At 61.0% G+C, this 24,720-nt stretch carries 32 protein-coding genes and 1 pseudogene; 4 read left to right on the top strand and 29 right to left on the bottom strand.

The window, feature by feature from the left end; translation table 11 throughout:
- The first annotated feature begins 12 nt into the window (after window positions 1-12).
- Window positions 13-900, top strand: coding sequence for an NAD(P)-dependent oxidoreductase (locus tag AACZ19_RS07305; RefSeq protein WP_339632483.1), 888 nt, complete (start codon window positions 13-15; stop codon window positions 898-900).
- Window positions 900-2,393 (top strand): FAD-dependent tricarballylate dehydrogenase TcuA, encoded by a 1,494-nt coding sequence (gene tcuA / locus AACZ19_RS07300; RefSeq protein ID WP_339632481.1) that lies wholly within the window; start codon window positions 900-902, stop codon window positions 2,391-2,393. The genes AACZ19_RS07305 and tcuA overlap by 1 nt, the downstream gene beginning before the upstream one ends.
- Window positions 2,394-2,475: 82 nt before the next feature.
- On the opposite strand, the gene AACZ19_RS07295 is transcribed toward tcuA, so the two are convergent.
- Genes AACZ19_RS07295 through AACZ19_RS07280 form a run of 4 tightly spaced genes read right to left on the bottom strand, consistent with a single transcriptional unit; the run spans window position 2,476 to window position 3,622 of the window.
- Window positions 2,476-2,661, bottom strand: coding sequence for a hypothetical protein (locus AACZ19_RS07295; RefSeq protein ID WP_339632480.1), 186 nt, complete (start codon window positions 2,659-2,661; stop codon window positions 2,476-2,478).
- A 3-nt stretch (window positions 2,662-2,664) separates the two neighbouring features.
- Window positions 2,665-2,988, bottom strand: coding sequence for a hypothetical protein (locus AACZ19_RS07290; protein ID WP_339632478.1), 324 nt, complete (start codon window positions 2,986-2,988; stop codon window positions 2,665-2,667).
- The gene (locus tag AACZ19_RS07285; protein ID WP_339632476.1) at window positions 2,985-3,161 is read right to left on the bottom strand and encodes a hypothetical protein; all 177 of its coding nucleotides are present in this window, start codon (window positions 3,159-3,161) and stop codon (window positions 2,985-2,987) included. The genes AACZ19_RS07290 and AACZ19_RS07285 overlap by 4 nt, the downstream gene beginning before the upstream one ends.
- Window positions 3,158-3,622 carry a hypothetical protein gene (locus AACZ19_RS07280; RefSeq protein ID WP_339632474.1) on the bottom strand — a complete coding sequence of 155 codons (465 nt, stop codon included), beginning with the start codon at window positions 3,620-3,622 and terminating at the stop codon, window positions 3,158-3,160. Before AACZ19_RS07280 ends, AACZ19_RS07285 begins: the two co-directional genes overlap by 4 nt.
- Window positions 3,623-3,667: 45 nt before the next feature.
- On the opposite strand from AACZ19_RS07280, the gene AACZ19_RS07275 reads away from it, so the two are divergent.
- The gene (locus AACZ19_RS07275) at window positions 3,668-4,840 is read left to right on the top strand and encodes a hypothetical protein (RefSeq protein WP_339632471.1); all 1,173 of its coding nucleotides are present in this window, start codon (window positions 3,668-3,670) and stop codon (window positions 4,838-4,840) included.
- 3 nt (window positions 4,841-4,843) lie between these two features.
- Here the strand turns inward: AACZ19_RS07275 and AACZ19_RS07270 are convergent, their stop codons facing one another.
- The 3 genes from AACZ19_RS07270 to AACZ19_RS07260 form a co-directional block, all read right to left on the bottom strand.
- Entirely contained in the window at window positions 4,844-5,773 is a 930-nt protein-coding gene (locus tag AACZ19_RS07270) for a 2-dehydropantoate 2-reductase (RefSeq protein ID WP_339632469.1), read from the bottom strand.
- An 82-nt stretch (window positions 5,774-5,855) separates the two neighbouring features.
- Window positions 5,856-6,593 carry a hypothetical protein gene (locus AACZ19_RS07265; protein WP_339632467.1) on the bottom strand — a complete coding sequence of 246 codons (738 nt, stop codon included), beginning with the start codon at window positions 6,591-6,593 and terminating at the stop codon, window positions 5,856-5,858.
- 107 nt (window positions 6,594-6,700) lie between these two features.
- The gene (locus AACZ19_RS07260; protein WP_339632466.1) at window positions 6,701-7,111 is read right to left on the bottom strand and encodes a hypothetical protein; all 411 of its coding nucleotides are present in this window, start codon (window positions 7,109-7,111) and stop codon (window positions 6,701-6,703) included.
- Between the two features lie 309 nt (window positions 7,112-7,420).
- Here AACZ19_RS07260 and AACZ19_RS07255 point away from each other — a divergent pair, with 309 nt between their 5' ends.
- A complete protein-coding gene (locus tag AACZ19_RS07255) occupies window positions 7,421-8,029 on the top strand; it encodes a LysE family translocator (RefSeq protein WP_339632464.1) in 609 nt (202 codons plus the stop codon).
- A 19-nt stretch (window positions 8,030-8,048) separates the two neighbouring features.
- On the opposite strand, the gene AACZ19_RS07250 is transcribed toward AACZ19_RS07255, so the two are convergent.
- The 22 genes and pseudogenes from AACZ19_RS07250 to AACZ19_RS07145 form a co-directional block, all read right to left on the bottom strand.
- Complete coding sequence (locus AACZ19_RS07250; RefSeq protein WP_339632462.1) at window positions 8,049-8,384, bottom strand: hypothetical protein; 336 nt, start codon at window positions 8,382-8,384, stop codon at window positions 8,049-8,051.
- Between the two features lie 12 nt (window positions 8,385-8,396).
- Entirely contained in the window at window positions 8,397-9,065 is a 669-nt protein-coding gene (locus tag AACZ19_RS07245; RefSeq protein WP_339632460.1) for a lipase family protein, read from the bottom strand.
- Entirely contained in the window at window positions 9,062-9,265 is a 204-nt protein-coding gene (locus tag AACZ19_RS07240; RefSeq protein WP_339632458.1) for a hypothetical protein, read from the bottom strand. The genes AACZ19_RS07245 and AACZ19_RS07240 overlap by 4 nt, the downstream gene beginning before the upstream one ends.
- A gap of 19 nt (window positions 9,266-9,284) precedes the next feature.
- Entirely contained in the window at window positions 9,285-9,503 is a 219-nt protein-coding gene (locus AACZ19_RS07235; protein ID WP_339632456.1) for a hypothetical protein, read from the bottom strand.
- Window positions 9,490-9,852 (bottom strand): hypothetical protein, encoded by a 363-nt coding sequence (locus AACZ19_RS07230; protein WP_339632454.1) that lies wholly within the window; start codon window positions 9,850-9,852, stop codon window positions 9,490-9,492. The genes AACZ19_RS07235 and AACZ19_RS07230 overlap by 14 nt, the downstream gene beginning before the upstream one ends.
- 24 nt (window positions 9,853-9,876) lie before the next feature.
- Window positions 9,877-10,695 carry a hypothetical protein gene (locus AACZ19_RS07225; protein WP_339632452.1) on the bottom strand — a complete coding sequence of 273 codons (819 nt, stop codon included), beginning with the start codon at window positions 10,693-10,695 and terminating at the stop codon, window positions 9,877-9,879.
- Window position 10,696: 1 nt separating this feature from the next.
- Window positions 10,697-14,038, bottom strand: a complete 3,342-nt coding sequence (locus AACZ19_RS07220) for a phage tail protein (protein WP_339632450.1) — start codon at window positions 14,036-14,038, stop codon at window positions 10,697-10,699.
- Window positions 14,038-14,454 carry a hypothetical protein gene (locus tag AACZ19_RS07215; protein ID WP_339632448.1) on the bottom strand — a complete coding sequence of 139 codons (417 nt, stop codon included), beginning with the start codon at window positions 14,452-14,454 and terminating at the stop codon, window positions 14,038-14,040. Before AACZ19_RS07215 ends, AACZ19_RS07220 begins: the two co-directional genes overlap by 1 nt.
- A complete protein-coding gene (locus tag AACZ19_RS07210) occupies window positions 14,447-15,292 on the bottom strand; it encodes a DUF2163 domain-containing protein (RefSeq protein ID WP_339632446.1) in 846 nt (281 codons plus the stop codon). Before AACZ19_RS07210 ends, AACZ19_RS07215 begins: the two co-directional genes overlap by 8 nt.
- Window positions 15,289-15,897 (bottom strand): annotated as a pseudogene (locus AACZ19_RS07205) (DUF2460 domain-containing protein). Before AACZ19_RS07205 ends, AACZ19_RS07210 begins: the two are co-directional and overlap by 4 nt.
- 4 nt (window positions 15,898-15,901) lie before the next feature.
- Complete coding sequence (locus tag AACZ19_RS07200; RefSeq protein ID WP_339632444.1) at window positions 15,902-16,651, bottom strand: hypothetical protein; 750 nt, start codon at window positions 16,649-16,651, stop codon at window positions 15,902-15,904.
- Between the two features lie 4 nt (window positions 16,652-16,655).
- Entirely contained in the window at window positions 16,656-16,943 is a 288-nt protein-coding gene (locus AACZ19_RS07195) for a hypothetical protein (RefSeq protein WP_339632442.1), read from the bottom strand.
- Window positions 16,944-17,008: 65 nt separating this feature from the next.
- On the bottom strand, window positions 17,009-17,401 hold the full coding sequence (locus AACZ19_RS07190; protein ID WP_339632440.1) for a hypothetical protein: 393 nt from the start codon (window positions 17,399-17,401) through the stop codon (window positions 17,009-17,011).
- Window positions 17,402-17,410: 9 nt separating this feature from the next.
- A complete protein-coding gene (locus AACZ19_RS07185) occupies window positions 17,411-18,316 on the bottom strand; it encodes a phage tail tube protein (protein ID WP_339632438.1) in 906 nt (301 codons plus the stop codon).
- Between the two features lie 12 nt (window positions 18,317-18,328).
- Complete coding sequence (locus tag AACZ19_RS07180) at window positions 18,329-18,718, bottom strand: phage tail terminator-like protein (RefSeq protein WP_339632436.1); 390 nt, start codon at window positions 18,716-18,718, stop codon at window positions 18,329-18,331.
- Complete coding sequence (locus AACZ19_RS07175; RefSeq protein ID WP_339632434.1) at window positions 18,715-19,074, bottom strand: hypothetical protein; 360 nt, start codon at window positions 19,072-19,074, stop codon at window positions 18,715-18,717. The genes AACZ19_RS07180 and AACZ19_RS07175 overlap by 4 nt, the downstream gene beginning before the upstream one ends.
- Window positions 19,075-19,078: 4 nt before the next feature.
- Window positions 19,079-19,549 (bottom strand): DnaT-like ssDNA-binding protein, encoded by a 471-nt coding sequence (locus AACZ19_RS07170; RefSeq protein WP_339632432.1) that lies wholly within the window; start codon window positions 19,547-19,549, stop codon window positions 19,079-19,081.
- Window positions 19,550-19,615: 66 nt separating this feature from the next.
- On the bottom strand, window positions 19,616-20,746 hold the full coding sequence (locus AACZ19_RS07165; RefSeq protein WP_339632430.1) for a P22 phage major capsid protein family protein: 1,131 nt from the start codon (window positions 20,744-20,746) through the stop codon (window positions 19,616-19,618).
- Window positions 20,747-20,827: 81 nt separating this feature from the next.
- Window positions 20,828-21,532: a hypothetical protein gene (locus tag AACZ19_RS07160; RefSeq protein WP_339632429.1), complete on the bottom strand. Its 705-nt coding sequence runs from the start codon at window positions 21,530-21,532 to the stop codon at window positions 20,828-20,830.
- Window positions 21,533-21,603: 71 nt separating this feature from the next.
- Window positions 21,604-22,926, bottom strand: coding sequence for a DUF4055 domain-containing protein (locus tag AACZ19_RS07155; protein WP_339632427.1), 1,323 nt, complete (start codon window positions 22,924-22,926; stop codon window positions 21,604-21,606).
- On the bottom strand, window positions 22,923-24,263 hold the full coding sequence (gene terL / locus AACZ19_RS07150) for a phage terminase large subunit (RefSeq protein WP_339632425.1): 1,341 nt from the start codon (window positions 24,261-24,263) through the stop codon (window positions 22,923-22,925). Before terL ends, AACZ19_RS07155 begins: the two co-directional genes overlap by 4 nt.
- Window positions 24,256-24,663 carry a hypothetical protein gene (locus AACZ19_RS07145; RefSeq protein WP_339632423.1) on the bottom strand — a complete coding sequence of 136 codons (408 nt, stop codon included), beginning with the start codon at window positions 24,661-24,663 and terminating at the stop codon, window positions 24,256-24,258. Before AACZ19_RS07145 ends, terL begins: the two co-directional genes overlap by 8 nt.
- Window positions 24,664-24,720 lie beyond the last annotated feature (57 nt).

Below are 24,720 nucleotides of genomic sequence, written 5' to 3'. Positions count from 1 at the left end.
TAAGGAAACAGCATGACGGAGAAGACAAAGCTCGGATTTATCGGCCTCGGTGTCATGGGTGAACCCATGTGCCGGAACATGACAAAGGCCGGGCTTGGTCCGATGGTGGTTTTCGATCTGTCGGACGGCCCGCTCGCACGGCTGGAAGCCGATGGCGCAACGCGCGCCGGGACAATCGCGGAGGTCTCGAAAAGCGCGGATATCATCTTCCTCTCGCTGCCCGGTGGGCCGGAGGTGGAGAAAATCATTCTGGGGCCGGGTGGCCTGCTGGAAAATGGACGGGCCGGACAAATCATCGTCGATATGAGCACCTGCCCCGTTGCCATTGCGCGAAAGGCCGCCGCGGCGCTTGCCGAAAAAGGCATGATCTTCGCCGATGCGCCGGTCGCCCGCACCCGTCAGGCCGCCATCGACGGCACTTTGAGCATCATGGTCGGTTCCGACGACGAAACGTTCGAGACATTGCGTCCCTATCTCGCCGCTGCCGCGACCGATATCACCCATTGCGGCGGCATTGGCACGGGACAGGTGGTCAAGCTGCTCAACAACATGCTGCTGATCCAGTCCGTTGTCGCGCTGGGTGAAGCGCTGACCATCGGCGAGCGCGCCGGGGTCGATCGCGCACTGCTGGTCGACACCCTCTCGAAGGGATCGGCGGACAGCTTCGCGCTGCGTAATCATGTGAAGAAGGCGATGCTGCCGCGCGACTTTCCCGTTGGTGCCTTCGGCACGGATTACGCCACCAAGGATATTGCTTATGCGCTGGAACTCGCCAATGATGCGGGCGTGAAATCCCCCGCCGGGGAACTCGCAAAAGAAATGCTGGAAAAAACAAGCGCGGCCGGATATGGCGCGGAATATTTCCCGGTCTTGCTGAAATTGATTGAAGGGAAAAGATAATGGCGGACAGCCAGTATGACGTAGTGATCGTGGGCGCGGGAAACGCGGCGCTCTGCGCCGCGTTAAGCGCCGAGGAGAACGGCGCCAAGGTTCTCGTCCTCGAATGCGCGCCGGAGGATGTGAGCGGCGGTAACTCCCGCTTTACCGCGGGCGCGATCCGTTTTGCCTATAACGGGCTGGAGGATCTTCAGGCGGTGATGCCGGACCTGACCGAGACGGAGATCGAGACGACGGATTTCGGCACCTACACCGAAGACCAGTTTTTCGATGACATGTTCCGCGTGACCCAGCACCGCACCGATCCGGACCTCTGCGAAGTGCTGGTCCGGCAAAGCTTTTCCACCATCCGCTGGATGCGCGAAAAGGGCGTGCGCTTCGTGCCGATCTACGGGCGGCAGGCGTTCAAGGTCGACGGGAAATTCAAGTTCTGGGGCGGGCTGACGGTGGAGGCCTGGGGCGGCGGTCCGGGGCTGGTCGACGCGCTCATCGGCTCGGCGACGAAACGCGGCATCGATGTCTGGTATGAGGCCCGCGCGCTGGAGCTGATCACGGATGGTTCTGCGGTTACCGGCGTGAAAATCCGGAGAAAAGGCAAAATCGACGAGGTTGCGGCGAAATCCGTTATCCTCGCGGCGGGCGGCTTTCAGGCGAGCACCGAAATGCGCACGCGCTATCTGGGGCCCAACTGGGATCTCGCGAAAGTGCGCGGCACGCCCTATAACACCGGCGACGGCATCCGCATGGCCATGGAGATCGGCGCGAGCAGCGCGGGCAACTGGTCCGGCTGCCACGCGGTCGGATGGGAGCGTAACGCGCCGGAGTTTGGCGATCTTGCCGTCGGCGATGGCTTCCAGAAGCATTCCTACCCCTTCGGCATCATCGTCAATGCAAACGGGGAGCGTTTCGTCGATGAGGGCGCGGATTTCCGCAACTACACTTACGCGAAATACGGCCGCGAGGTGCTGGCCCAACCCGGCCATTTCGCCTGGCAGATTTTCGACAAAAAAACCCTGCATCTGCTCCGCGATGAATACCGCATCCGCGAAGTCACCAAGGTCTCCGCCGATACGATCGAGGAACTGGCGACGAAGTTGGAAGGTGTTGATCCGGAAGGCTTTATTGCGACGGTCAAGGCCTATAACGAGGCTGTCCAGACCGACATCCCGTTCAATCCAAACGTCAAGGACGGCCGCGCAACGAAAGGCCTCAGCCTACCCAAGAGTAACTGGGCCAACCAGCTGACAGAGGCCCCGTTCGAAGCCTACGCCATCACCTGCGGCATCACCTTTACTTTCGGCGGGCTTCGTATCGACACAGACGCGAAAGTCCAGAGCACGGACTACACACCGATCCCCGGCCTGTTCGCGGCGGGGGAAATGGTCGGCGGGATTTTCTACAACAACTACCCCGGCGGCACCGGCCTGATGAACGGCGCCGTCTTCGGCAAGATCGCGGGAAAATCAGCGGCGGCGTATATAGGCGGTAAAAGCTGAATTGACGGCGCAGTTGGCCTGTGCTTCGCGCAGTATCAGATGAAGAAAGGGAGGCCGGTTAGGGCATCCCTTTCTTTTTGGCTCAGCTTTGCTTTTCAAGCGCGGCGTCGATGACGCGGCGGAGGTCGCTGGCTTCCTCCCCCACATGGTTGAGGATGGCATCGACGTCGCTCTGGGAAAGCTCGCCTTTTTGGGCACGGAGCGCGGCGTTGACGAGAAAGGCGCCGCCTTCCAGCAGGGCGAGGAGGGAGGCTGTGGTGATTTCCATGGATCAGCTCCTCTTTCCGGTTTCGGTTTCGGCTTTAAGTCGCGCCTCCAGCAGGATCACGGACTGGGCGGTCAGCCTGTTCAGCGCCGCCGCATAATCGGGATGATCGGTGCAGCTCTCCTCCACCACCACGCTGGCCGCGCGGATACGCGCAAGCGTCGCTGCCTCACGGATCGTGCCCTCGACAATGAAGTTCTTCACGATGCCCATGGTGGTCGCCAGCCCGTCACAGGTGAGCAACAGCTGATCGCGCGCGGAAAGCTGGCTGAACGACGTGCCGCAGGCGGCCAGCATCAGCAGCAGAACAGCAAAAATCGAGGCCCTCATTTCTGCGCCTCGGTCGTGATGGCGGCGCGGATGGTCATGGCGGTGAGCGCGGCGAAGACCGCCTCGATCATGTCCTGCAGCGCGATTTCGTCGAGCAGATAGCTGCCCACCGCCGCGACGATCGCCAGGAACGCCGTGACATAGGTTTTCTTGCCTTTCAGATACTCTTTCATGGGTAAAATCCTTCTGTTAGGGGATGGGCGCATTCCAAGTATTTCGCCACCGTGCCGCGCCCGAGCGGGGTGTTGTAATGCCTCTTCCAGTAGGCGGCCTGCCCTTCGAAATCCGCCGGGATCGGCTCCGGTATCCGCCAGTAGTGAATACGGCAGATCGCCGTCGCGTATCGCAGGTTCCAGACAAGCTGGGAGACCTCCGGCACCCCCTCCCCCACCATCAGCAGCCGGAGCCGACGGAGAAGCACCGGTCGCCGCCCGAGATAGCGGAGAATGTCGTCATAGGTCGCCGGTTCGCATTGATAGAAACCGAGCGCCGGTCCGCGTATCTGGCGAAGATGGTGAAAGCCGCTCTCGACCAGCCCCGTCCCGAGAAGGAGGTTCTCCGCATTCACACCGCCCATATGCAGGACGTTTAATGTCGGACGGATGACGAGTTGGCGTAAATCCCGGATTTGCATGTCTTTGCTCCATCTTGAGAGCCGTAAACTGAAGGAATTGGTTGAATGGATAATGAATCTTCCAAAGGATCGTCCGGCACGCGCCAAGGAGTATTCCGCCGTCTTATTCAGGGCACCACCACGCCGCTGGCCTCCATTTTCGGGAGCGGCTTCCTGGTGGTCGTCTCCCTGCTGGCGAGCACGGTCGGTCCCTACTCCCTGTTCGCCATTATCGGGATCTGCGCCTTTGCCTATGCGGTGGGATGGGTGATCCGCCATAACATCCGCCATGTCGAACCCGCCCTTGCCGCCCTGTCCCCGCCGCGCACGGTGCGCCTGCTGGAGCAGCTGTCCGACATCACCCTCATCCCGGCCTATATCATTTCGGTGACGCTGTATTTGCGGATTATGGCGTCCTATGTCCTCGGATATTTCGAGGCCGATGCGGAAATCTATGAGAAGCTGCTGACCAGCGGGATTATTATTGCCATTCTCCTGATCGAGCTGACGAAGGGCCTTAAAATCCTGGAAGGGCTGGAACGGTGGACCCTGATCATTACGCTCGCCATTATCTTCCTCATGATCGGCAGTTTCGCGTTCTATAACGCTGCGGCCCTGACGGCGGGCACACTGATCCTGCCGGACCTGCCCGATCATTCCCTCTGGCAGACCGTCACCATCCTGTGCGGTATCCTGATTGTCGTGCAGGGGTTCGAGACGACCCGCTATCTCGGCGACGAGCTGGATGCCGATACGCGCATCCGGGCCAGCCGAAACTCGCAGCTTTTCTCCGCCGCGATCTATATCCTGTTCATTCTGGTGGCAACGCCGCTGATGCATCTGTTGAGCGGCGATGCCACGGGCAACGGCCTGATCATGCTGGCGACCGAAGTCGCCGCCTGGTTGGTCGTGCCGCTGGTATTTGCCGCCGTCTTCAGCCAGTTCGGCGCCGCCATTGCCGAAGCCATCAGCGCGTCGGGTAATATAATGGAACTAACCCGCCATCGCCTCACGACGCGGGTGACCTATATCATCATCTGCGGCCTTGCCATCGCCCTCACCTGGACGGCGGACACATTTGAGATTCTGGCGCTCGCCTCGCGGGCCTTCGCCTTTTACTTTTTCCTGCAATGCATCATCGCCTGCGATGTCGCAAAGAAAAAAGGGCTCAAGGCCGCCTTCGCGATCCTTGCCGCCCTTCTTCTCTTTATTACGATTTTCGCCGTGCCAGCGGGCTGAGGGTCAGCCGCGGCCATCCTTATGCGCGAGCAGCAGCGCATAGGCCATGTCATGGATCGGGCTATCAAGGCCAGATTTCTTGCTCTCCCGGCAGACCCAGCCAATAATGCTTTCCAGTTCCAGCGGCTTGCCGCGCTCCAGATCCTCCAGCATCGACGCCTTGGTATTCGGGTTGGCCGTGGTCTTGACGAAATGCACCTGCTTCTCGGCAATCCTATCGGGTACATCGGCGCCCTTGGCCCGGCCAAGCGCACAGATTTCCTTCATCGCGCGGAAGAAAAGATCCTGCATTTCCTCTGTCCCGATCCAGCCACCCACGGGCAGTCGGGTCAGGCAGCCGATCAGGTGAAAGGGCGCGAGGACGACATATTTCGTCCAGATTTCCTTCATCGGCTCTTTCAGCGCAAACGCATCGGTGCCCTGCTCTTGAAGTGCCGCCGCCAATTCATCATGGAGGGCCGTGTCGCGCGGATGGAGGGGGCCGAAAACGGTCCGGGTCAGGCTGCCGGTACGGGTGACCTGCCCCGGCGCCTCAACCACCGCCGGGATATAGGTAATGCCCGGCGAGAGCTGACCCTCATCATATTTGGCGGCCAGCCGCTCAATTCCGTAGAGGCCGTTCTGCAGGCTGATAATCTCGGTGTCATCGCCGATCATCGGGCGCATATCCTCCGCCGCCTGATCTGTCGATTGCCCCTTCACTGTGAACAGCACAGCGTCGCACACACCAAGCTCGGCCGGGTCGTCGGACACAGCCGCGAAAGTCACTTTATCGACGCCCTTTTCGGACGTGAGTGTGAGTCCGTCTTTTAGCAGCGCATCCCGGGTTTTGCCCCGCGCCAGCACGACAACCTCCATCCCGGCCTTGACCAGCTGCGCCGCGAAATAGCCGCCAATGGCGCCCGCCCCGATGATTCCGATTTTCAGTGACATTTCCTATCCTTCTTCTTCTGGTTAGCGCACCGGTCGTCAGGATACGTTAGGAAAAATATCCGCACCGGGCAAGCGCCAAACGTCAGCTTTCTGGCAATGCCGATTCAAGGCCGATCGCCTCCCGATAGAGGATCGAGAGGAAGGAGATAAAGACCGCAAGCACAAAGGGCATGATCAGGAAGCTGGAGAGCAGGTAAAACACGGCACCCGCCAGATCCGGCTTGTTCAGCAGGACCAGCAGCAACATCGGCATATATATCAGGGCATAGAGCCCGACCACTGCCACCAGCGCCAGCAGGAACGTGCCGACCAGCGCGAAAAACATCTCCAGCACCGATTTGGCGAAGTTGGTGAGGGCCAGCGGCTGATCCAGCGCGATCGCCGGAAACACAAACATCAGCGGCATGAAACAGAGCAAAAGCAGCGCAACGAAAAGGACAAGCGACGCGCCCGAGCCGCCGCCGCCAGAAGCCACATAAATCTTTGCCAGAACATAGGTAATGACCACATAGCCGATCAGGGCACCTGCGTATTTGATTTCGCGCAAGCCGAAATGAAGCCCGAAGCCTTCGTTTTCCCGCTCGAACCGGAGCAGGGTATAGCGGCTCCAATAGACGGCGAAAATCGCATAGAGAAGTTCATTAAGGACAAGGCGGAAATAATCGGCAGAGGCCAGGATATTCGTCTCCAGCCAGGAAATCAGCCCAGTCATTATGATTACCGGCACCGCCCGGACCAGACAGGGCCAGCGATGGAGAATAACAAAGCGAAAGGCCTCCAGAAGGCAGGCTGTGGGCTTGACTGGGCGCGATAATTCCATGTCTATGACAATAGGGCCGATCCCCTAACTAATCTTTAATCCGGGGCTTTGCGAAATCAAAAACGGGCCCAAAAGGATCGTCGGCCCGCACATGGTTCGCTGAGGGTTTATTTTCCCTGCATCTGTGCCTTGCGTCGCCGCCGACCCAGATAGGCAATCCCGACAAGCGCCGCGCCGAACAGCATCAGGCCCGTCGCAGGCAGGTCATCGGAGAGCAGGCCACCGCCAGCCGCTCCGGCCTCATTCTTCGCCTTGACGCCCGGTTTTTTTGCTGTCGTGACTTTTTCGTCCACTGAAGGATAAATCCAGGCCGCAACGGTCTCAAAGCCGGATTTCGCCGCCTGGCTTTCCTTGTTACAGGTTACCTGCTCCTGTATAGACACGGATTTCAAGCAATCCGCGGACGGTGCCGCAGCACGCGCCGTGCTGGCGGATCCCGGTCCCGGAATGCTCAAAGCGAGAACAGCAAGCCCTGCCGCAATCGCAATTAGCTGCATTTTCATGAGTTTGGCAGACATGGAAAGCCCCATTTGTAATCAATTTTCGATCAAATGACCGTTGGAAAAGCAACTGTTGGAAATACAACAAAAAAGGGAAATTTCTGATTATTATGCACGAATTTTACCACAAAATTACCTAAAAGCCAGTGGTTTTTCGTTTATGGTTAACGAATTTCAACAAAAATCCAAAAATTCCCTCAAAGTTACTTTTATGCCTTAACGGCGACGAATCAGACCTTCCCAAGTCTCCTATATTATTTAATGTTCCTTTATGTCAGGAATGTGAATTATCGATTGTGGGGCGCTCCGATTGTGGTAATTTACGCCATGGAACAGCTCATCTCTCTTGCCATCGTCAGCGTCGGGCTGGCCGCCATTCCGGGCCCCAATGTCGCACTGACGCTTGCGAATTCCATACGCTATGGCACGTTGTACGGCCTGTGCACCGTCATCGGCACCACGGTCGGCGTCGGATTGCAGCTGCTTCTGGTCGTGCTAGGGATCGGCACGCTGCTGGAACTTGCCGCCGATATCCTGACCTGGATGAAATGGGCGGGCGTCCTTTACCTGATCTATCTTGGCTACAAGAGCTGGACCGCACCGCTTGATGATCTGTCGGCGATCAAGGCGGTCAAGGCGCCAGTGTTTGGCCTGTTCTGGCGCGGCCTGGTGGTCGCAATCCTCAACCCGAAGACCCTGATCTTCAACGCCGCACTGCTGCCGCAGTTTATTGCACCCGAGGGAGATTACGTCTCGCAGCTGGCAATTGTCGCGCTTGTCTTCCTGACGGTCCTGACCTTTGTCGATACACTCTGGGCGATGTTCGCGGGCGCCCTGCGCCCCCTGATGTTCCGGTTTCAAAGACTGCGCAACCGGATCACCGGGGGTTTCCTGATTGCCGCCGGTCTCGGGCTCGCCCTCGCCGACCGCAAGTAGCCAGCAGCCCACTTCCGCCCTACTCGGGGCAATCCAAGAAACCCAAAGTCTCTTCTTCATCAAGAAAACCGCGCCCGCCGCGCCGCTCATCGGAGAAATCAAGCTCGCCCCGGCGATTCAGGTCGTCATTTCGCTCCTCCGGACGGCTTTCCTCCTCCAGCCCAGCCCGGGCGCGGGAGGTTTCCGTATCCCGCCAGATGCACCCCATAAGGATTTCATGGGCCGGAAAATTGTCGTTGGCCTCAATCTCCTCACCGTCATAGGAAAGATAGGCCGCCTCGGCGCTTTCCTCGATAAAGGCGTCACTGCCGAGATCCTGCTGTTTTTCCCCGTTTGCTGACAGAATTACACTCATAATCTTACTCCCTTAACTTTCCGGTTGTTGAACCTGATACTGCCCACGGCGGCGCATTTTTATGCCGGCGATATAGGCGCTGATGGAATGGCCGAAGCCCGGCAGGCGAACCGTCCGGCCGACATGGACATATCCCTCTTTCCGGTGCGGCAGGCTTCCCTGAACCGCCCCGCTGAATGGCAGCCGCGCCAGCACGTCACCGCGGTTGACATAGCGGCTGACCCGGATTGCCCGTGAATAGCCCTCGGCGAATTCCCGGTTGCCGATGCGCGGGCTGGCGAACGCATGGACCCGCGCCACCTCCAGCGGCATTGCCGCCAGCGTTGCCAGCGCTCCGCCCATGGAATGGCCGGTCAGCACGACATCGGAGGCATTTTCCAGCTCCCGGCGAACCGTCCCGAGGATCTGCCAGAGCGCCTGGTAATAGCCTTCATGCACCAGCCCCGCCCCGATCCAGGGAACCAGGTCCGTCGAGAGGTTGCTGCGATAGCTCCTGACCTCGCGCCCGAACAGGGCGGTGCCGCGAAAGGCGACGACCGTGATCCCGTCCTTGCTGCCGATCCAGGCAAAATGCTCCCGGCTCTCCACCGGCAGATAGCTGTAGCCCAGCCGCCGCGCGCGCATCGCGCCGTCCGGGTCATAGGCGATTTTCGCGCAGATGGCCGCTTCGAACGGGCTCATCTGTCGTCGGCATTCTTGTTCTGGCCGACATTGCCCGCGATCAGATTGAGGAGGCGGAACAGCCGGTCGAGCCAGTCCGCTTCCCACCGCGTCGGCGTCAGGGCCGTGATGACCGTCGCCAGCGTGACAAGAAAGACCAGCCCCTCGACCGCCAGGCACACAGCCTCCCGCCAGTCGAAATAAGTGACAAACGCGCCCACGGCATTTCTCCTTGTGGATTTACAGATTGAATGGCCGGAAATTCTGGCCAATCCAGGCGGCAAATGTGGTTAACGCCACAACGATACTTCCTGTGATGCCGATAACTTTCAGCGCGCCGCGCCCCATGCTGACTTGAAGCGTGAGGCTTTTCACATCATCGCGCAGCTCCACCATATCGAGGTGGAGATTCTCGATACGCACCCGCATAGCGCCGATTTCCCGTTCAAGATTGTCCATCGGGCACCTCCGGTTTCTGATGCAAGCGTGAAGGCGTCGCGGCCGGTTGGCGAATGGTTCTATCGGGGCGGGCCGCCTGCGCGTTCCAGTATTCACCCGCCGCCCGGAGGCAACTCCGCCCGCGGGCATCGGTTTCCGTCAGCGACCATCTGTCCCGCGATTTCGTCGCGAAAATCTCGGTCAGCATCCCACGATTATCAAGACCCTGCGCGATCAGTATTTCGCCATATTTTTGCGCAAGGTGAAGGCGGAGCTCGCTTCGGGGCAGGCACAGGGTGGCAGCCCCGGCAGCGGTGACGGACAGAAAAAAGGCGGCCCCGAGGACCGCCACTGCATTTGCATATTTCATAATAACTCCCTTCCCTCTTGTGGCTTATTCCATGGCCTGGATGCTGAACCAGGTCGCAACATTGCTCTCGATATTGATGCTTCCCCCGCTGTCCTGCCAGGCGACCATCTCGAAATAGTCCCCGGGGCTGACGGCCAGCACCGGCGAGACGAAGCTCTGCATGGTCAGATATGTTTGCGCGCCCATATGCTGGAACGGCCGTCCCTCATAGGCGGAGGAGCCGTTCTTCCAAACCAGAATCTCCCGCGTGCCCGAGGTATTGCTGTCCCAGCGCGCCTGCCCACTGACGATCACCTTGCTGACCCCGCTCGGCACCGTCAGGCGGCTGTTGTTGGTGGAATTGTCGTGATAGGCGTCGGTATCATATGTCTCGCCGCCCCAACTCAGCACAACATTTGTACTGTTGGCGATGGTCTGGTTGGCCGTCAGCTTGACCAGTGCCCCGGCATGGCCGCCACCGCCGCCACCCTCCGACGTCGTGTCGCTGAGGCCGAGCACATCCAGCCCGTCGCAATAGAAGAGCCGCGTCTCTCCGTCCAGCACCTGCCCCGCCGCGCCGGAGGCTGTCTTGACAGTCGCCGTCTCGCCGCTTCCATTTGTGATCATAAAGGGCCGCTTGACCGTCGGAATAATGAAGTTGAACGCCCCCGCCGGTGTGCCGCCAATGACATGATGCCAGGCGGTGCGGAACTCGGCATCGCTGAGGGTCACGTCGCCCGCGCTCGGGTCATGATCCGCGATCTCGTCACAAAGCGCGGATTCCAGCTTTGCGTCCGCATCGTTGGAAGTAACATAGGCGAGCGCCTGACTCTCGGCAATTTGCGGTAAATCCAGTTCTGACATGCTAAATAGTCTCCGTTGCCGGAAAGCCCCGGCCGATGGTTTCTGACAATTGATAGAGGGTGAGATCGAGTTCCGGCACCGCGCTTTCCGCGGCGTCGAAATCGGCGTTGAAATCCTCGACGCTGTAAAGATATTCCGTCGCGTCCGACACATATTTCGACACGCTCGCCCCGCCATGGGTGAAGCGAAGCTCATACCGCTCGAACGCCTCCGACAGCGGCACCAGCCCGTTGAGCGCGCCACCACCGACGCGAGTGCGCCGCTGCCAGCCGAGGGTGAGGTCGCCGCCGCTCCGCACTCCCGAAATCTGCACGGGCGCGTAAGGCTTGAGGTCCTTGCCTGACAGTGCCCGCACGGTCACCGGCGCGTCCTCGATCAGACGGCCTTCCCCGACCGCTTTCCAGCGCCGCGGCACCTCGATATCGCCGAGCGCGGAGAAACCCCGGCCCAGATCGCCGGGGCGCAAGAGGATAACCCGCTCCCCGACCTTATGGCCCGCCATTGCCCCTTCCGTGCCGCGCCGTCCGCGGATGAAGGTATCTAAACGATAACTGCCGTCGCCGTTCAGGGTGACATTGGCGAAATGCACGATCTCGTCCCCCACCAGCAAGGCATTGCCGCCGTTCAGCAACGCCGCCTCCGTGATGCTTTCGAGTTCGTCCCCGCCGTTCACAAAGCGGATATCGAGGGTCGAGGTGGTGTCCGTCTGCCAGGGTTTGCCGGGATCGGCAAGGGCACCGAGGGCCACCCCCCAGACCGCCCCGGCGGCCACCGTACCCTCGATCTCGAAACTCTCCGTATCGAAGGCGGCATAAAGCGTCCCTTCCGACCAGCCGGACGGATGCCCGTCCATGGCGTAGTAGAAACGACTGCCGCTGCCCGCCGTCGCATCCTGATCGCGCAGGAGCGGCAGATCGAGCAGGAACAATTCCGCATAACTGCCGCGCCGGATCAGCGCCTGCTCATATCCCGTGCCCATCTCCCCGCTGAGGGCCGAGCTATAGGAGAGCGGCGCGAGCGTGACCGCCTCCGCCTCCAGCGTGATATCCGCACCGAGGCGGGACTGCATCAGCCGTGCCGACGTCACCCCGCCATCAAGGCCGACCGTCACCACATCCGCCGGATCGAGCGCGAGATATTTCATCGGCAAGGACAGGCCCAGCGTCTGACGCTCCGCCCAGGCAGAGAAAAGCGTTTTTGCCGCCGCCTGCCGCGCCTGATCCGCCGTCAGCGCCATCGGCAGATCGCGGGCGAGCTGGTTGCGGCCGAACATGGTCGCGACCGGGCGGAAGCTGCGCTTCTCCATCTGCGTGCCCACCTGATAGCCCGCATCAGAGGCAAGGTAGGAAAGCGATATCCGCTCCGGCAGTTCGCTCTCCTGCAGGCGGCGAAGATCGGGCGGCGCCAGCATGGCGGAATGATCGAGGACGATGCCGCTATCCGCGCTGTTACGCGGGATGAAGTTCAGCTTGTAACCGCTTTCAACGGCGTCAAAAAATCCATAATGGCTGAGCGGCGTCAACGCCTCGCTCACCGGCATCGGCCGGTTGACCACATAGCCCGGTATCTCGGCATCCAGCGCGGCGACATCGATATCCCCGGCCGCCAGTCCCGCCCGCCCGCAAAGGTCGGAAACGATCTCCGCGAGGTCAGCGGATGCGCCGCTCGCCCGCCGCAGGAACAGGCGCTTCACCCCGAAATCACCATTGAACGCGATCAGGCTGTCGGTCGCGGCATCATAAATCCCGTTCACCGACGCCGCGACCCCGTCGAACTCATAGAGATCGACGCGCTCTCGTTCCTCCAGCGTTTCCGCACTCAGGTAAACCGCATAGCGCCCGGCGCTGATCAGCACCAGCTCGGCGCCATTATGGGTATTCACGAGCGAGAGATCACCGCTCAAGTCGCTCACATCGCGGGCCGTGGTGATCGCGCCCGCAACCGTCGACCATTTGAACAGCCGGTAGTCATTCTGAAAGACAAGCTCCCGGGTCGCCGGAAGATAGCCGACGAGGCGGGTAATCGTATTTGTCTCGCTCCCCGTCCCGCCGAGCGGGGTGAGGTCCGCCGCCGCAATTGTGTAGATATCGCTGGTCACGGAATAACCGGTGCCGTCCACATCGGGGCTGCCAAAGACGGAGACGCGGACGATCTGCAAATCGCTCACCACCGGGCCCGTGGCCCAGCCGGACATGGCAACCCAGGCGACCTCATCCTCATCCGTGACTGCGCCGGTGCAGACGCGCGAGGCCGTGGCGATGGTCTCCACCACCTCAAGGCCTTCATCGAAGACCACTACCTGATAGCTCTGCTGCGAGCCCGCGATCTGAAACTGCGCGCCGGACAGCGGATGGACAATATCGGTCGAGAAGGTCACCGCGCCGACGCCGTCCGATAAATCCGCACTTTCCAGCAGGATCATAGCCGCCCCATCGACGCGATGGATCTGCCGCCCGGCGAGCAATGCCGCGCCGGTTCCGATCCAGAAGACGCCCTTGCGGTCCCGCGCAAGGCCGCGCGCGGCATCGGGCAGGCGCGGAAAATCCGAACCAATCTCGGCACTTGCCAGTTCCTCAAGGGTCAGCGCATCGATCTTGCGGATCACATCGACACCGCCTACCACCTCATAGCTGTAGGCAAGGCCGCGGTCCGCATCATAGGCGAAGGAGCTGGCCGTCACCGCCGAAATCGCGCTGTCGGTCAACGGATAGGCGCCGAGCCCGTCCGTCGTCACCAGCACCTCGATATTCGGAATGCGGTTGCCATAGGGCGCGAGCGGCAGGTCATCGAAGACAAGATAGCTGAGGCCGCGATAGGCGGGCACATTGCCTGCGCCCTCCGCTGCCTCGATAATGCTGTCGGGGAGCTGCGCCTCATCCCCGCTGTAGAAGCGAAAGCGCAGATCGGCGGCGATCACCTCTCCGGCGGCGCTGGCATCATAGATCACCTTGCCATCGGCCCATATCTTGAGAAGGCGGGCAATCTCCCCTTCCGCAATGGCGACGGCGAAACTGGTGAAATAGGCATAACCGGTTGTCTGGCTGCCACCGGAGGCGCCGCCTTTGCCGCCGCCGCTGTTGCTGGTGACTGCCTCCGAACGGAGGTTTGAGGCCCAGATGATATTCCCGGCAAGGCGCATGGTGCCGTATATTTTCGGGATCGGCGCGCCATAACTCGCACCTGTAATCTTGAGGTCGGAAAGGCGCGGTCCGGATGTGGTGGAGCTGTCCTCGGGGAAGAGAACGCGGCCGAGCGTCGTGCCAACCATCCAACCGGCTCCGACTCCCACACCGGTTATTGCGCCGATACCGGCACCGGCAACTCCTAATGCCAATGTCGCCATTATTTTACCTCCGGCAGGGAAAACACAAGAAAGGGCGCGCCATCGACGGCCAGCGGCTCCTCGATCACCTGGCGCCGCCGGGCATGGGCGTGAATCACGGTCGGGACGCCATCGCGGCGACCCAGAAAGCCGACATGGATCGGGAAGGCGCTTTCCTTGAACACGCCGATATCCCCCTCTTTCCAATTGGTTGTTGGAATGTTTTGAAGTTGTCTATGAATTTCAGATAGAAGCTGACGACCATCCTGCCGCCGCCGGTAGGCGGTGACATCCTGTACCGGCAGCCCCGCCTCGTGCGCGACCATGACAATGAGGCCGAGGCAATCGACCCCGCCTGCCCGGCTGCGTCCCTGATGCTGCCAGCGCGTGCCGATCCAGCCGCGCGCGTTCTCGATAATTTGCACACGCTCAGTCATTGCCACTCTCCAACAGCGCGTCGGTGCCTGGAATATGCGGGAACCCCCGGAAATTCAGATGGTTGCTGTAGACATCGCGGCAGGTCGCATAGCGCTTGTCGCAGCCGGGAAAGAAGCTCACCGCATCGCCCTCGGCTATTTCAAAAGGCATCTCCAGATAGAGCGTCACCGTCTTGTCCGCCTGCACCCAATTCCGTATTTCCGCGGACCGGCCCGCATTCGCGCCGCTGGTGAAGGTCAGCACCCCGCCGGTCAGCACACCCTCCGCGCCGTTATAGCTTGTGAGGGTGAATATCCCGCGGGAGGTGACACTGGCGACGCTGTCGGTTTCCGTCAGCGCTTCGACATCGACGCCGCATTTGGTATCGCCGAGATCGGCGCTGCAAAGCGGCGCATAGACCCCGCCGATCTCATGCAGCAGGGCCTGCGACAGGCCGCGCAGTTCCGCCGTGAAGGCGCCATCCGTCGCCGATATCTCGCCGAGCCAGCCCTTGCGAAGCGGGATCGTCCCCATGGAGAGATCCTGCCAGTTGACCATGAAAATGCGCACTTCCGCATAGTCATAGAGGCCGGAGAACAAATCCGCCTCGCTGATGATGTCGCTTTGCAAATTGCCAATGATATCAAGGTTATCGACGGTGAAGCTGCTGGAATTCGCGATGGCGCTGCGTGAATAGCCACTGGCCGCGAGGTAGGTATCGCCGCCCACCACCAGATCCTCGTCGAAATCGGTGAAGAAAAGTTCCGTGCCGTCCTGGCGGGTCAACGCCCAGCAGGTCGCGAGGGTCAGCACTTCGCCCTCTAGATGGCTGTTCATGGCTGTGCTTAGGCTTTTCATACGCGCACCTCTACCAGCTTGACGCTTTGCCAGTGATGCACATCCGGCCCAGGGATCGCCGCCTGCATCAGGTCGGTGTCGAAACGGACCGGCACATCGAACTCGCAGGCGACCGTGATATCCGCATCAACGGCGGGGGCGGCGTCGAATGTGAGGATACCGGTCGTCTCATCGACGGACCAGCCGCTGGCCATCGAGCTCGCCGCCACGGCGACACTGACGCTGCCCGCGACGATCTTCTTGAGCTCCCGGTCATAGGGCGGGGCCAGTGCGTCGTCATCGATGTAGCGCTTGAAAATCTGGAACGCCGTGGTGCTGCCGTCGCCGGTGCCGATGGACTGCTCCGCCATCGTGAAGTCGGAAAAATCCTTGAGGCGAAAACCATAGGCGCGCCCACGGCGGGCATGGAAGAAATCCAGCACCGCCGTCCATTCCGCTCCGCGGCTCGGGCTGATATCGACGGTATATTCGCGCCGGGCCTACGCCCAGTTGATATTGCGCTGCTCGAACCCGGAATTCAGGATCTGCACGGTTGTCGAGAATCGCGGGCCCCCGATCGCCCCGTAGGACACACGGGTCGGGAATCGCACGTCGTGAAAGCTCATGATGTTATCCGTTTCTGTTGAGGGCCCGCTGCGCCTGCCGGAGCGCCTCGCCCTGTATTTGTGACTGGCTGAGGCGGAAACTCGCGGCATCGGGGGTCGAGATGTTGAAGGCCATATTGATGACCGGCGCGGCTGTGGCGCCGCTACTCCGCTGCTGCGACGGGGTCTCGATGGTGACACGTTCCCCGCGGGTGAGCCGGAGCGGTACGAGATTCCGATCCACGCCCGCGGCGCCGCCAACCGTGAACTGCCCGCCGCTCGCAAATCCCGGGATCAGGCTGGTGAGCAAACCGCTGCCGCCGAAAAACGCCCCGGCGAGATCGGTGAGCGCCCCACCGGAGCCGCCAAGGCCCTTCCCCGCCGCCGAGGTGAGCGTGCGGGTGCCAAGGCGGATCAGGTCCTTCTCCAGCCCTTTCAGGACCGACTTGAAATCCTTGCCCGAGATCAACAGCTTCTCAAAGGCAGACCCAAACGCATCGCCGAGTTTCCCGGCAATCCTGCCGCCGAAGTCCCCGAGGCTGACCAGCTCCGTCTTTGCGGAGGCCAGGCCCTGGCTGAGCTGATCGACAAAGCCGCCCTTCCCAGGCGTTGCCAGATCGTTCTTTAGCCCCCCGAACTGCCGGGTGAGAGCGCGCGCTTCCGTCTCGGCTTTTCGCGATTTCTCGCTTAAGAGATCGAGGCTTTTAAGCGCCGCCTCAAGGCCGTCAGTCTCAATCTGCAGACCGAGCCGCGACGGGGTCGTTCTTTGCGCCATTTCGTTAATCCTTTTCCTGTTCCGGGCGGACTTGCGTCCGCCAGAGTTCCAATAGGTCGAGGAGGAGGCCGATCTCGAACCCGGTCGCCCGCATTCCAAAGCGGGCTTTGATGTCGGCGGCAAGCTCTGCCGGGCGCACCGCCCCCTCCTCCACCGCATAGACCGGCAGGAGGGCGACAAACCAGTCCCACAGATGCCGGAGACAGCCGGGCAGACGGGCCGAGGTCTCCGCCGACGCCGGAGCCTTTCCTGTCACTTTCGCCACCTGCGCAAAGGCCGCGCGGCGGCTCATCCCGCCACCAACATCCGCCGCCAGCCAGAGCTGGTATTTTACCCAGACCTTGAGAACGGCGGCGGCTAGGGCAAAAAATTTGCCCGGTCCTCCACAAAGGCGACCACCTGGTCACGGATCCAGAGCTGTTCGCGATAGAGCTTCTTCGCATTCTCTGGCGAACCATCATACTGCACGCCGTTCAGCTCGATATTCTCGAAGCGCTGCGTAATGGCGACCAGCCGTTCGATCAGCCGTTCCTCCAGCTCCGCCGCGCTCAGTTCCAGCTTGCGCTCGCTGATCTGACGATCAATCTGCGCCCGAAGACACTTGCGGTAATTCTCCGCGTCCTCCCCCTGCAGCCAGATCACGGCGGGGAGTTTCTCTCCCGTCTTCGGATGGCGCAGGGTCAGCGGCGCGCCCTCCTCGCTGCGGGCCTGCAGATCGAAGGCCGCCACGTCAAATACATTCTTTGGCATGCTCTCTCCTTACGGGGCTGTCCGGGTGATTTTAAGATTGGTCGCTTGCGTCTCATCATAGAGCGCGGTGAAGGGCAGCGACAGCGTGATCGGCCCTGCGCCAAGCGCCGGGTTCTCTGCGCCGGTATAGACAATGCGCGGCAGCTCAAACGCCAGACTACCGCCCGCCCCGCTAAAGGTAATGGTGAGACTGCTTTCGCTCCGGTCCACGAACTTTTCAAGCAGGCCCGCATCCTCGAAATAGGTGACGATCTCGCCGGTGATCCGGGACGACCCCGCCAGCAGGGCCTCGGCTTCCGCATCGCCGATCACGAAGGCTTGCTCCAGCCCGTTATCGATGACAAGGTCGAGCCCGGCGACGATGCCCATGGCCGCGCCTCCCTCGGTGAGCGATCCTGAGAAACTGTCCATCGGGTCATTGCTCGCGGCCGCGGTTGGCGACGCATCGAGGGAGGAAGAGGCCAACGTTGAGGATTTCCCGAGAACCGAGAGTTTCCCGCTCACCAGCCGGTCCGGCCGGACCGAAAATCGCAAGCGATCCATCACACAGCCGGTCAGGATTTGATACTGTCCGATATCCGTGAAGCCGCGCTCGAAGGTGAAGCTCGGCTGGCTCGCACCTGCTTTCAGCACATCCGACGACCAGTCCGACTGCATCAGGGCGGCAAGGATATCATCGAAGGCGCCATAGGACAGTTCGAAATCGATATCCCCGGCGACGGTTTTCTGGCCGTGCAGCAAGTGGGAAATCTGCCGGTCGCTCCGGATTTCCGCCGTTTCCAGCGTTGTCTTCCTGAGGCCAAGGCTGCAGGCCGTATGGCGAAAGGTCGTCATGTCCGGGGAGGACGGCGTCGTGCCGAACGTCTCCTCCGCGATATAGCTCAGCCCGTGGCGGGCTCCGGTGGCAAATGTCATTATGTTGGCTCCTTAAAAATAGCTGCGCCAGGAAATGAGAAGCGGGAGGACGACTTTCTTGAGGTCGCCCTCATTGGCGCCGACCGCCGCGCCGTCGAGATGAACGTCCACAGACTCAAAGGTCAGTACGCGCCCCTTGTTGAAATGCGTGCGCAAGGCATCGATCCGGCTCTGGGCGGCGATCATGTCGGCGTCATGCACGGTGATGCGGTACACGCCCGTATGCAGCTCGACCGCGCCGGATCCTAGGAAAATCCCCTCCGCCGGGGCGGGCAGGAATTTAACCTCCAGATAGGCCTTGCCATGGGCCGGGTAATAGGGCTGTGCGGGAAAGGCCACATCCTCGCTCTGATAGGCTTTCAGCCGCGCATCGAGCGCCGCCTGAATTTCTCGATAGCTCATTGGTACCTCACCTCGTAAAGGATGCCCGCACCGGTGTCGGCGGCAACCACCTGAAGCAATGTGAAAGTCTCGGCATCGATCATCAGGTCATCATCAACCTTCGGCTTGACAGTCTCGCATTCGATCAGCGCATGATGCAGCGAAGGGTCGATGGGCGTACCGTCCGCATTTGCACCATCGGAGAGGCTTTTCTCTGTCCGCACGAGGCGGATAGCGATATCGCTTGTGGTCTCTTCCGTGCTGCTGCCGGGCTCATAATCGCCTTGGGTTTTCTGGCGGAGGGTTGCGCTCACCGCCACCTCCCCCACGGTATCGAAGAGGTCGCGCACCATGCGCCGGATCGTTTCATTTCGCATGGGCCTACCCCCGTACCAGATTGTTCGTGGAGACCCGCGCGCCGATCTGCTGCAACAGGCGGAAGACAAAGCTCATACGCTTCTTCCCCTCCTCATACGTTACCTCTATCGGGCCGACTTTCTGCCGCACCGGCTGGCGCGTATCGAGGCCGTCACCGTCGGCGAGGAAGAGTGCCGCCAGTTCCAGCGCCGCCGTGCGCAGCGCATGGGGAATGCCGGTGATGGCACGGCCGTCATTGTCATAGGCGCCGCTCCGGGGCCATTTCAGCCCCTGATCCGGCTCCAGGACGACACCGGGATAGAGATAGCTATCGATATGCAGGGCCGCCCGGATGAGCGCCTGTTCCCGCGCCCCATCGGCGGCGGCGGTCCAGTCGTCATGAGCGAGCGCCGTGAAATGGCTGTCGGCCTCGGAGAGGGAGACATAACTCGTCGCCCCGGTGACGCCGCTACCGGTTTCGGTTATCAAGGTCATGGATGTCTTCCTGCTAGATCTTTCAAGAAAAAGGGGAGCGGCGGGATGCGCCGCTCCCCCGGTCGGTTAGCCCGCGAGGCGGACGGCCAGTTCCGGCCGGACCAGCGCGACACCCCAGAGGATATCGAACTCCCAGACCACCTGCTTGTACTGGCGCGAGACCTCCAGGCGCAGCGAGAGGCCCGTCTCCGGATCAGTCATCGACATAATCTGGCTACCCAGCCCCATATCCTGCGTGCTGTAGGCGAGCGGCCGGTTGGCGAAGGCGAAAGCGTCGCGGTTGAACACCAGATTGACCACATGGTCATCGACGAAGGTTATCACCGCATCGTTGGCCGGAGCGGAGGTAATCGCCGGAGAAATGGTCAGCGTCGATTCCGTGCCCGACAGATCCGTCGCGGCGAGTACGACATATTGCTGGGTATCGCCGTCGATGGTGAAGATGTCGCCAACGGACGCCTTGGTCGTGAAACCGTCGGCAATGAGCGTGGAACCGGTTTGCGAAGCGCCTTTCACCAGCGTCGTGCCTTCCGCCCCGGTGACATGGGTGGCGACATGATCGTCGCTGTACCAGTCGATCCCGTATTTGCGGCCAATCTCGCCGTCGATCTTGACGGAATTGCTACCCGCCCGGTCGGCATCGGCAAAGGCCGCGAGATCGAGCGCGTTTGATTCCGCATCGAAGTCGAGCACGCCATAGCGGAATTCCTTCGGGGCCTTCTGCTCCATCAGCAGCTTGCGCGCCGCCGTCGCATCGCTTGCGTCCGTCGCGAAGGGCGTCGTGCCCGCCGCGCCGACAAAGCCATAGATGCCAGTATATTGCGCATGGATCGACTGATTGACCGCATTGGCCAGCGCCCGGATCGCGGCGCTCGCCTGCACCGGCATAAAGCTTTCGCGCGCATCGACCTCCATCATCTCCTTGTCGGTGAGATAGAAATCCGCCTTCTTCCAGTTGTTCAGCTCGATCTGCACTTTCTCAAGGGTCGAGCTGGTCGGGGTCGGCGGGGTGGTGCCCGGGGTTACATCCTCCGCCGTCAAGTCAGAGGGGAGGATCACATCGATAGTGTCGCCCTTCTGCGCCGCATCGGCACTGAAGTCGCCATTGACGAGGCGCGGCATCACGGTTTGCTCGCGCAGGGCCATCAGGCCGCGGGCGAGGATTTTCGGCATGGCGGCCGAGATATCATTTGCCATTTTTTATCTCCGTTAATTGGGATTGTTGAAAGACTGTCACTGCCCGTCCCGGGCGGATGCCGCATCCCGCGGACTTATGCGCTAAAGAGAGACCGACACCTTCCCGGCGGCGATATCCTCGATGCGCGTATTCAATGCCCATTGGTTATGGCCGTTGATGGTGGAGCGCTGGACCGGGCCGCCGGCCGGGTCCATGCCGGTACCGCGATTACCCGTGGGATCGAAGGCGCGGGCGAAGACGGGGGAGTTTCGCATTTCGGCGACAAGCTCGGGGAGTGTCATCGGAACACCTTCCGATGTTTCGCGTATACTCCCGTCAGTGCCGAGGATGCGAAGGCTGACCGCTCCCCCGTCTTCAACCAGCTCAACGGCACTCCGGATATGCGGCATGAGCAGTTCAATGCTGCCGCCTGCCTTCAGGAGCGCGTCATGCGCCTGCGTGGTGATCAGGAATTCTGCGTTGCTTTCCTTCAGCCGCGCGATTTCCTCATCTTTCGCCGCAAGCACCGCATCGAACTGTTCCGTGAATTCCGCCGTGAGTGCCTTTGCCTTCTCGGCCCAGGCGGTTTCAGGGTCGGTCCCAAGCTGGCGCCAAGCCTTCAGCTCCTTCTCCAGCGACTGACCGGAGCCACGTTCCTTCTCAAGCGCCGAAAGAAGGCCGGAAACATCCAGCTTTTCTGCCAGCACGGGATCGAGGGTGAACCCCTCCTCCCCCGGCTGGTACAGGCTTCGGTAGCTTTCGGGAACGTCGGCAAGATCAGGGATAGATTCAGGAAAATCAAACATGGCAACCTCAATAAAAAAGCCCCGGAAAACGGGGCTGTGTTTCGAAAAATCGGATCGGGTCCGGGATCAGGTCAGACAGGCGCTGCATTCACCTTCAAGCTGTCGGTCAGCAGCCCGCGCGCCTTCGCTTCGCGCAAAAGTTCCTCCTTGCCGACATCGCCGAGCCGTCGCGCTTCCATCAGGAAGTCGAGATCGGCCGCGCCGGATTTCTGCGCTTTGAGCCCGGCGCTGATCCCGATGGTGCCGGTCACCGGCTGGTTCATCCAGTCGGCGATCAGCGCCAGCATGGCGTTCAGGCTGTCCTCCAGGTTCATCGCCATGGTGCCGAGCGGGGAGAGCGCATCGGCGGCGTCCAGCGCCCGGCCGGTCGCTGTTTCCGCCTGCTTCGCCGTCTCGAACTGCAGGCCGAACAGGTTCATCGCCTGCTCCAGTGCTTCCAGTTCCCGCGCCCCCGCCTCCAGCGCCGCGCCGGAACTTTCGACATAGTAATATTTGCCCTCGCTCTCGGTTGTCGTCAGCACCTTGTTGGGGCCGACCTCGATCGGGCCGTCAATCTCCGGATTGTAGCCGCTCGCCGCGAGGATCGGAAAAGACGCGACATTGAGTGCGTTTCGCTGGTCGGAGCGGATCTGGTAATGTTCGAGATTGAGGAACGCCAAATCCTCAAGCGGCGGATCGGCGAGCAGAAATCCTTTGCGCGCCGTATAGAGCGTGACCAGCGGGATGCGGCCAAGGCTGTTGTCGCCGGCCTCAGCCTCGATCCATTTCCCGGCCTTGTCCTGCCGGTAGAGCCGCCAGTTATCCGGCTCAATCACGCGGATCTGCTCCTGCTCCATCTCTTCGAACCCGTGATAGCGCACCGCCTTCTCGCGGATGCGGATCTGCGTCAAAATCTTATCGCCGCCCCGGCTATCCCATTGCGCCGCGATCAACTGGTCCGCACGGACATGCACAGCATAGGGCCGGGCGCCGTTCTCGCGTTCCTCGGCCAGCGACGCGCCGGCCGCTGCGCTTGGAAAATCGACCAGCACATGGGACAGGCCGGAAACCATCGCATCCTCGAACCAGTCGCGGGCAAAGACATTGACGCCGCGCCCGACCAGATCTATATTCTTTAGAATATTGACCAGCTCGTCGGGCATATCCTCGGAGATGATCAGCGGTTCGGCAAAGACCCGCCCGACCAGCTTCTGCACCGTGCGGCGGAAATAGTTGCGCAGAAAAGACCGGCTCGCCCGTTCCGCATAGATCGCACTGTTTTCCGCCGGATGGCGCGGCAGGAAGCGCGTGCCCGCCGCCTGCATGGCGAGGGTCCCGCCCATCAGAGCCTGCGGCAGCGACCATTTCGCCGCCATGCCGTCATAGAGCGGGGAGGTTTTGGACGGATCGTTCATGAGTACATATCCTGTTGTGATTTCTGACTATGTTGGGTGAGCAGGTTAAACGCCTCGCAGACCGCATCCACCTGGTCGTCATGGCGGCCCGTCGGGAAATTTTCCAGCTCATTCAGGAAATCCGCGTTCCACGGCCCCGTCACCAGTTTTACATTGCCCGCCTCGCATTGCGACGAGAACGGCATCGCCCGGACGATCTTGCTACCGGTCACCGGCTGGCTTTTCACCCGGAACCCGGCAAGCAGCCGGACCAGCGCCAAAGCCTGCGACTTGCCCGCCTGCCCCGGGTCCTGCGGCAGGGCGATGGTCGTCTCCCGCCCGTCACTGCTCGCGAGATTATAGATGGTGCGATCGACCTCGTTCGGGGTGCCCTGCAGCCGTTCCACATGCTCGATATAGAAAACGCCGTCCTTGTCCCGGGCAAGGCGCACGCCCGCCGTCCAGTCAGGTTGCACGCCCGCCTCGGCATGGCTGGCCGCGAGGTCCCAGCCGCGCACACGCCGTGCCTCCGCCGGGGCGGCCATGACAACGGGGAACCAGCTGCGGCGGAAATAGGCGCCCGCGGCGGGACGGATTTTCCAGTTGCCCGAGAGCAGCCGTTCCCGATCCACCGTCGAGAGCGCGGCGAGATTGGCGCGATAGCCCGGGTCCCGTTCCATCAAAATCTTGTTATCCTCAATCCGTGCGGCGATAAAGGTCACCGACTTGGCGATTTTCCCTGGATGCGCTTTCTCCAGCGCAATCTTTTCATCGCCCCAGACGAGAGTATCCTCATCGCGCACGAACCAGCGCAGCTTGCCTGAACGTGCCGGGACCGGATAGCCCGTCTCCGGATCGATCCACCAGCGGATAAAATCCGCGACCCAGCTGTCGGCATCGGGATTGCAGGTCGCCCGCACATAGGGCGCCGCGCCACTGACCGAGCGATTGCGGCTTAAAAGATAGAAGAACTGGCTTTCGGTGAAATGGGTCAGCTCGTCAAAGCCGAGATAAGCCAGTTCCGATCCCTGCCAGTCATATTTGTTCTTCTCATGCTCCAGATGGCCAAAACTGATGGAGGCGCCGCTCGGGAATTTCCAGCTGAGCTCGCTTTCCTTCGCCTTGGCGCCTAAAGTACCGTAAAGGCCACAGGACGCATCCCAGAGCCCCCCCTCATTCTTCACCTGTTTCGACGTGCGGCGGAAAATCACAGCGCTAAAACCGCCTGCTGCCACATGGCGGAGCGGTTCCATGAGCAGGGCGAAGCTCTTGCCGCCGCCCGCCGCACCGCCATAGATGGCGATATCCGCCGGGCTGGAGAGGAACATTTCCTGCGGGCCCGGCTGCGGCTTAATCACGTCCATTTTCCGGTATATACAGGCGCGGCGCGAAGAAGCTGCCCTTGCCCTTGTCATTTGCCGCCGCGCCATCGCCATACTGCGCCGGGGCGAGATGCGCCATCAGCCATTTGCGGGTATCGATCCTGAGCTTGGAGCGCGAGACATCCTCTTTTACCTCGCCCGGGGTCGCCGCATTGTCATTGGCGCTGTCGGCGATTTCGAGAATTTCCCCGGCGAAGACATCGGCAACAAAACGGCGGATGGTCTCCTCCTCCTTACGTTGAAAGACGGAGCCCAGCAGCGCGACGATATCATTGATACGTCCCGCCTTCTTGATCTCTTCCAGCAAGGGAAGCGCCGTACTCCGCCGCCATAGTTTGTTGTTCAGGGCTTCCTTAAGTAACTCAATTGTTTTCATTCATTGCGCCTTAAAATGGATAAAATTTTATATTTTAATTACTATTATTAAGTGTAT

It is taken from the genome of uncultured Sneathiella sp., from assembly GCF_963973085.1.
In the GTDB taxonomy this organism is placed as follows: Bacteria; Pseudomonadota; Alphaproteobacteria; order Sneathiellales; family Sneathiellaceae; genus Sneathiella.
The sequence above is the reverse complement of the archived record's forward strand: the minus strand, read 5'-3'. Positions and strand labels throughout refer to the sequence as shown.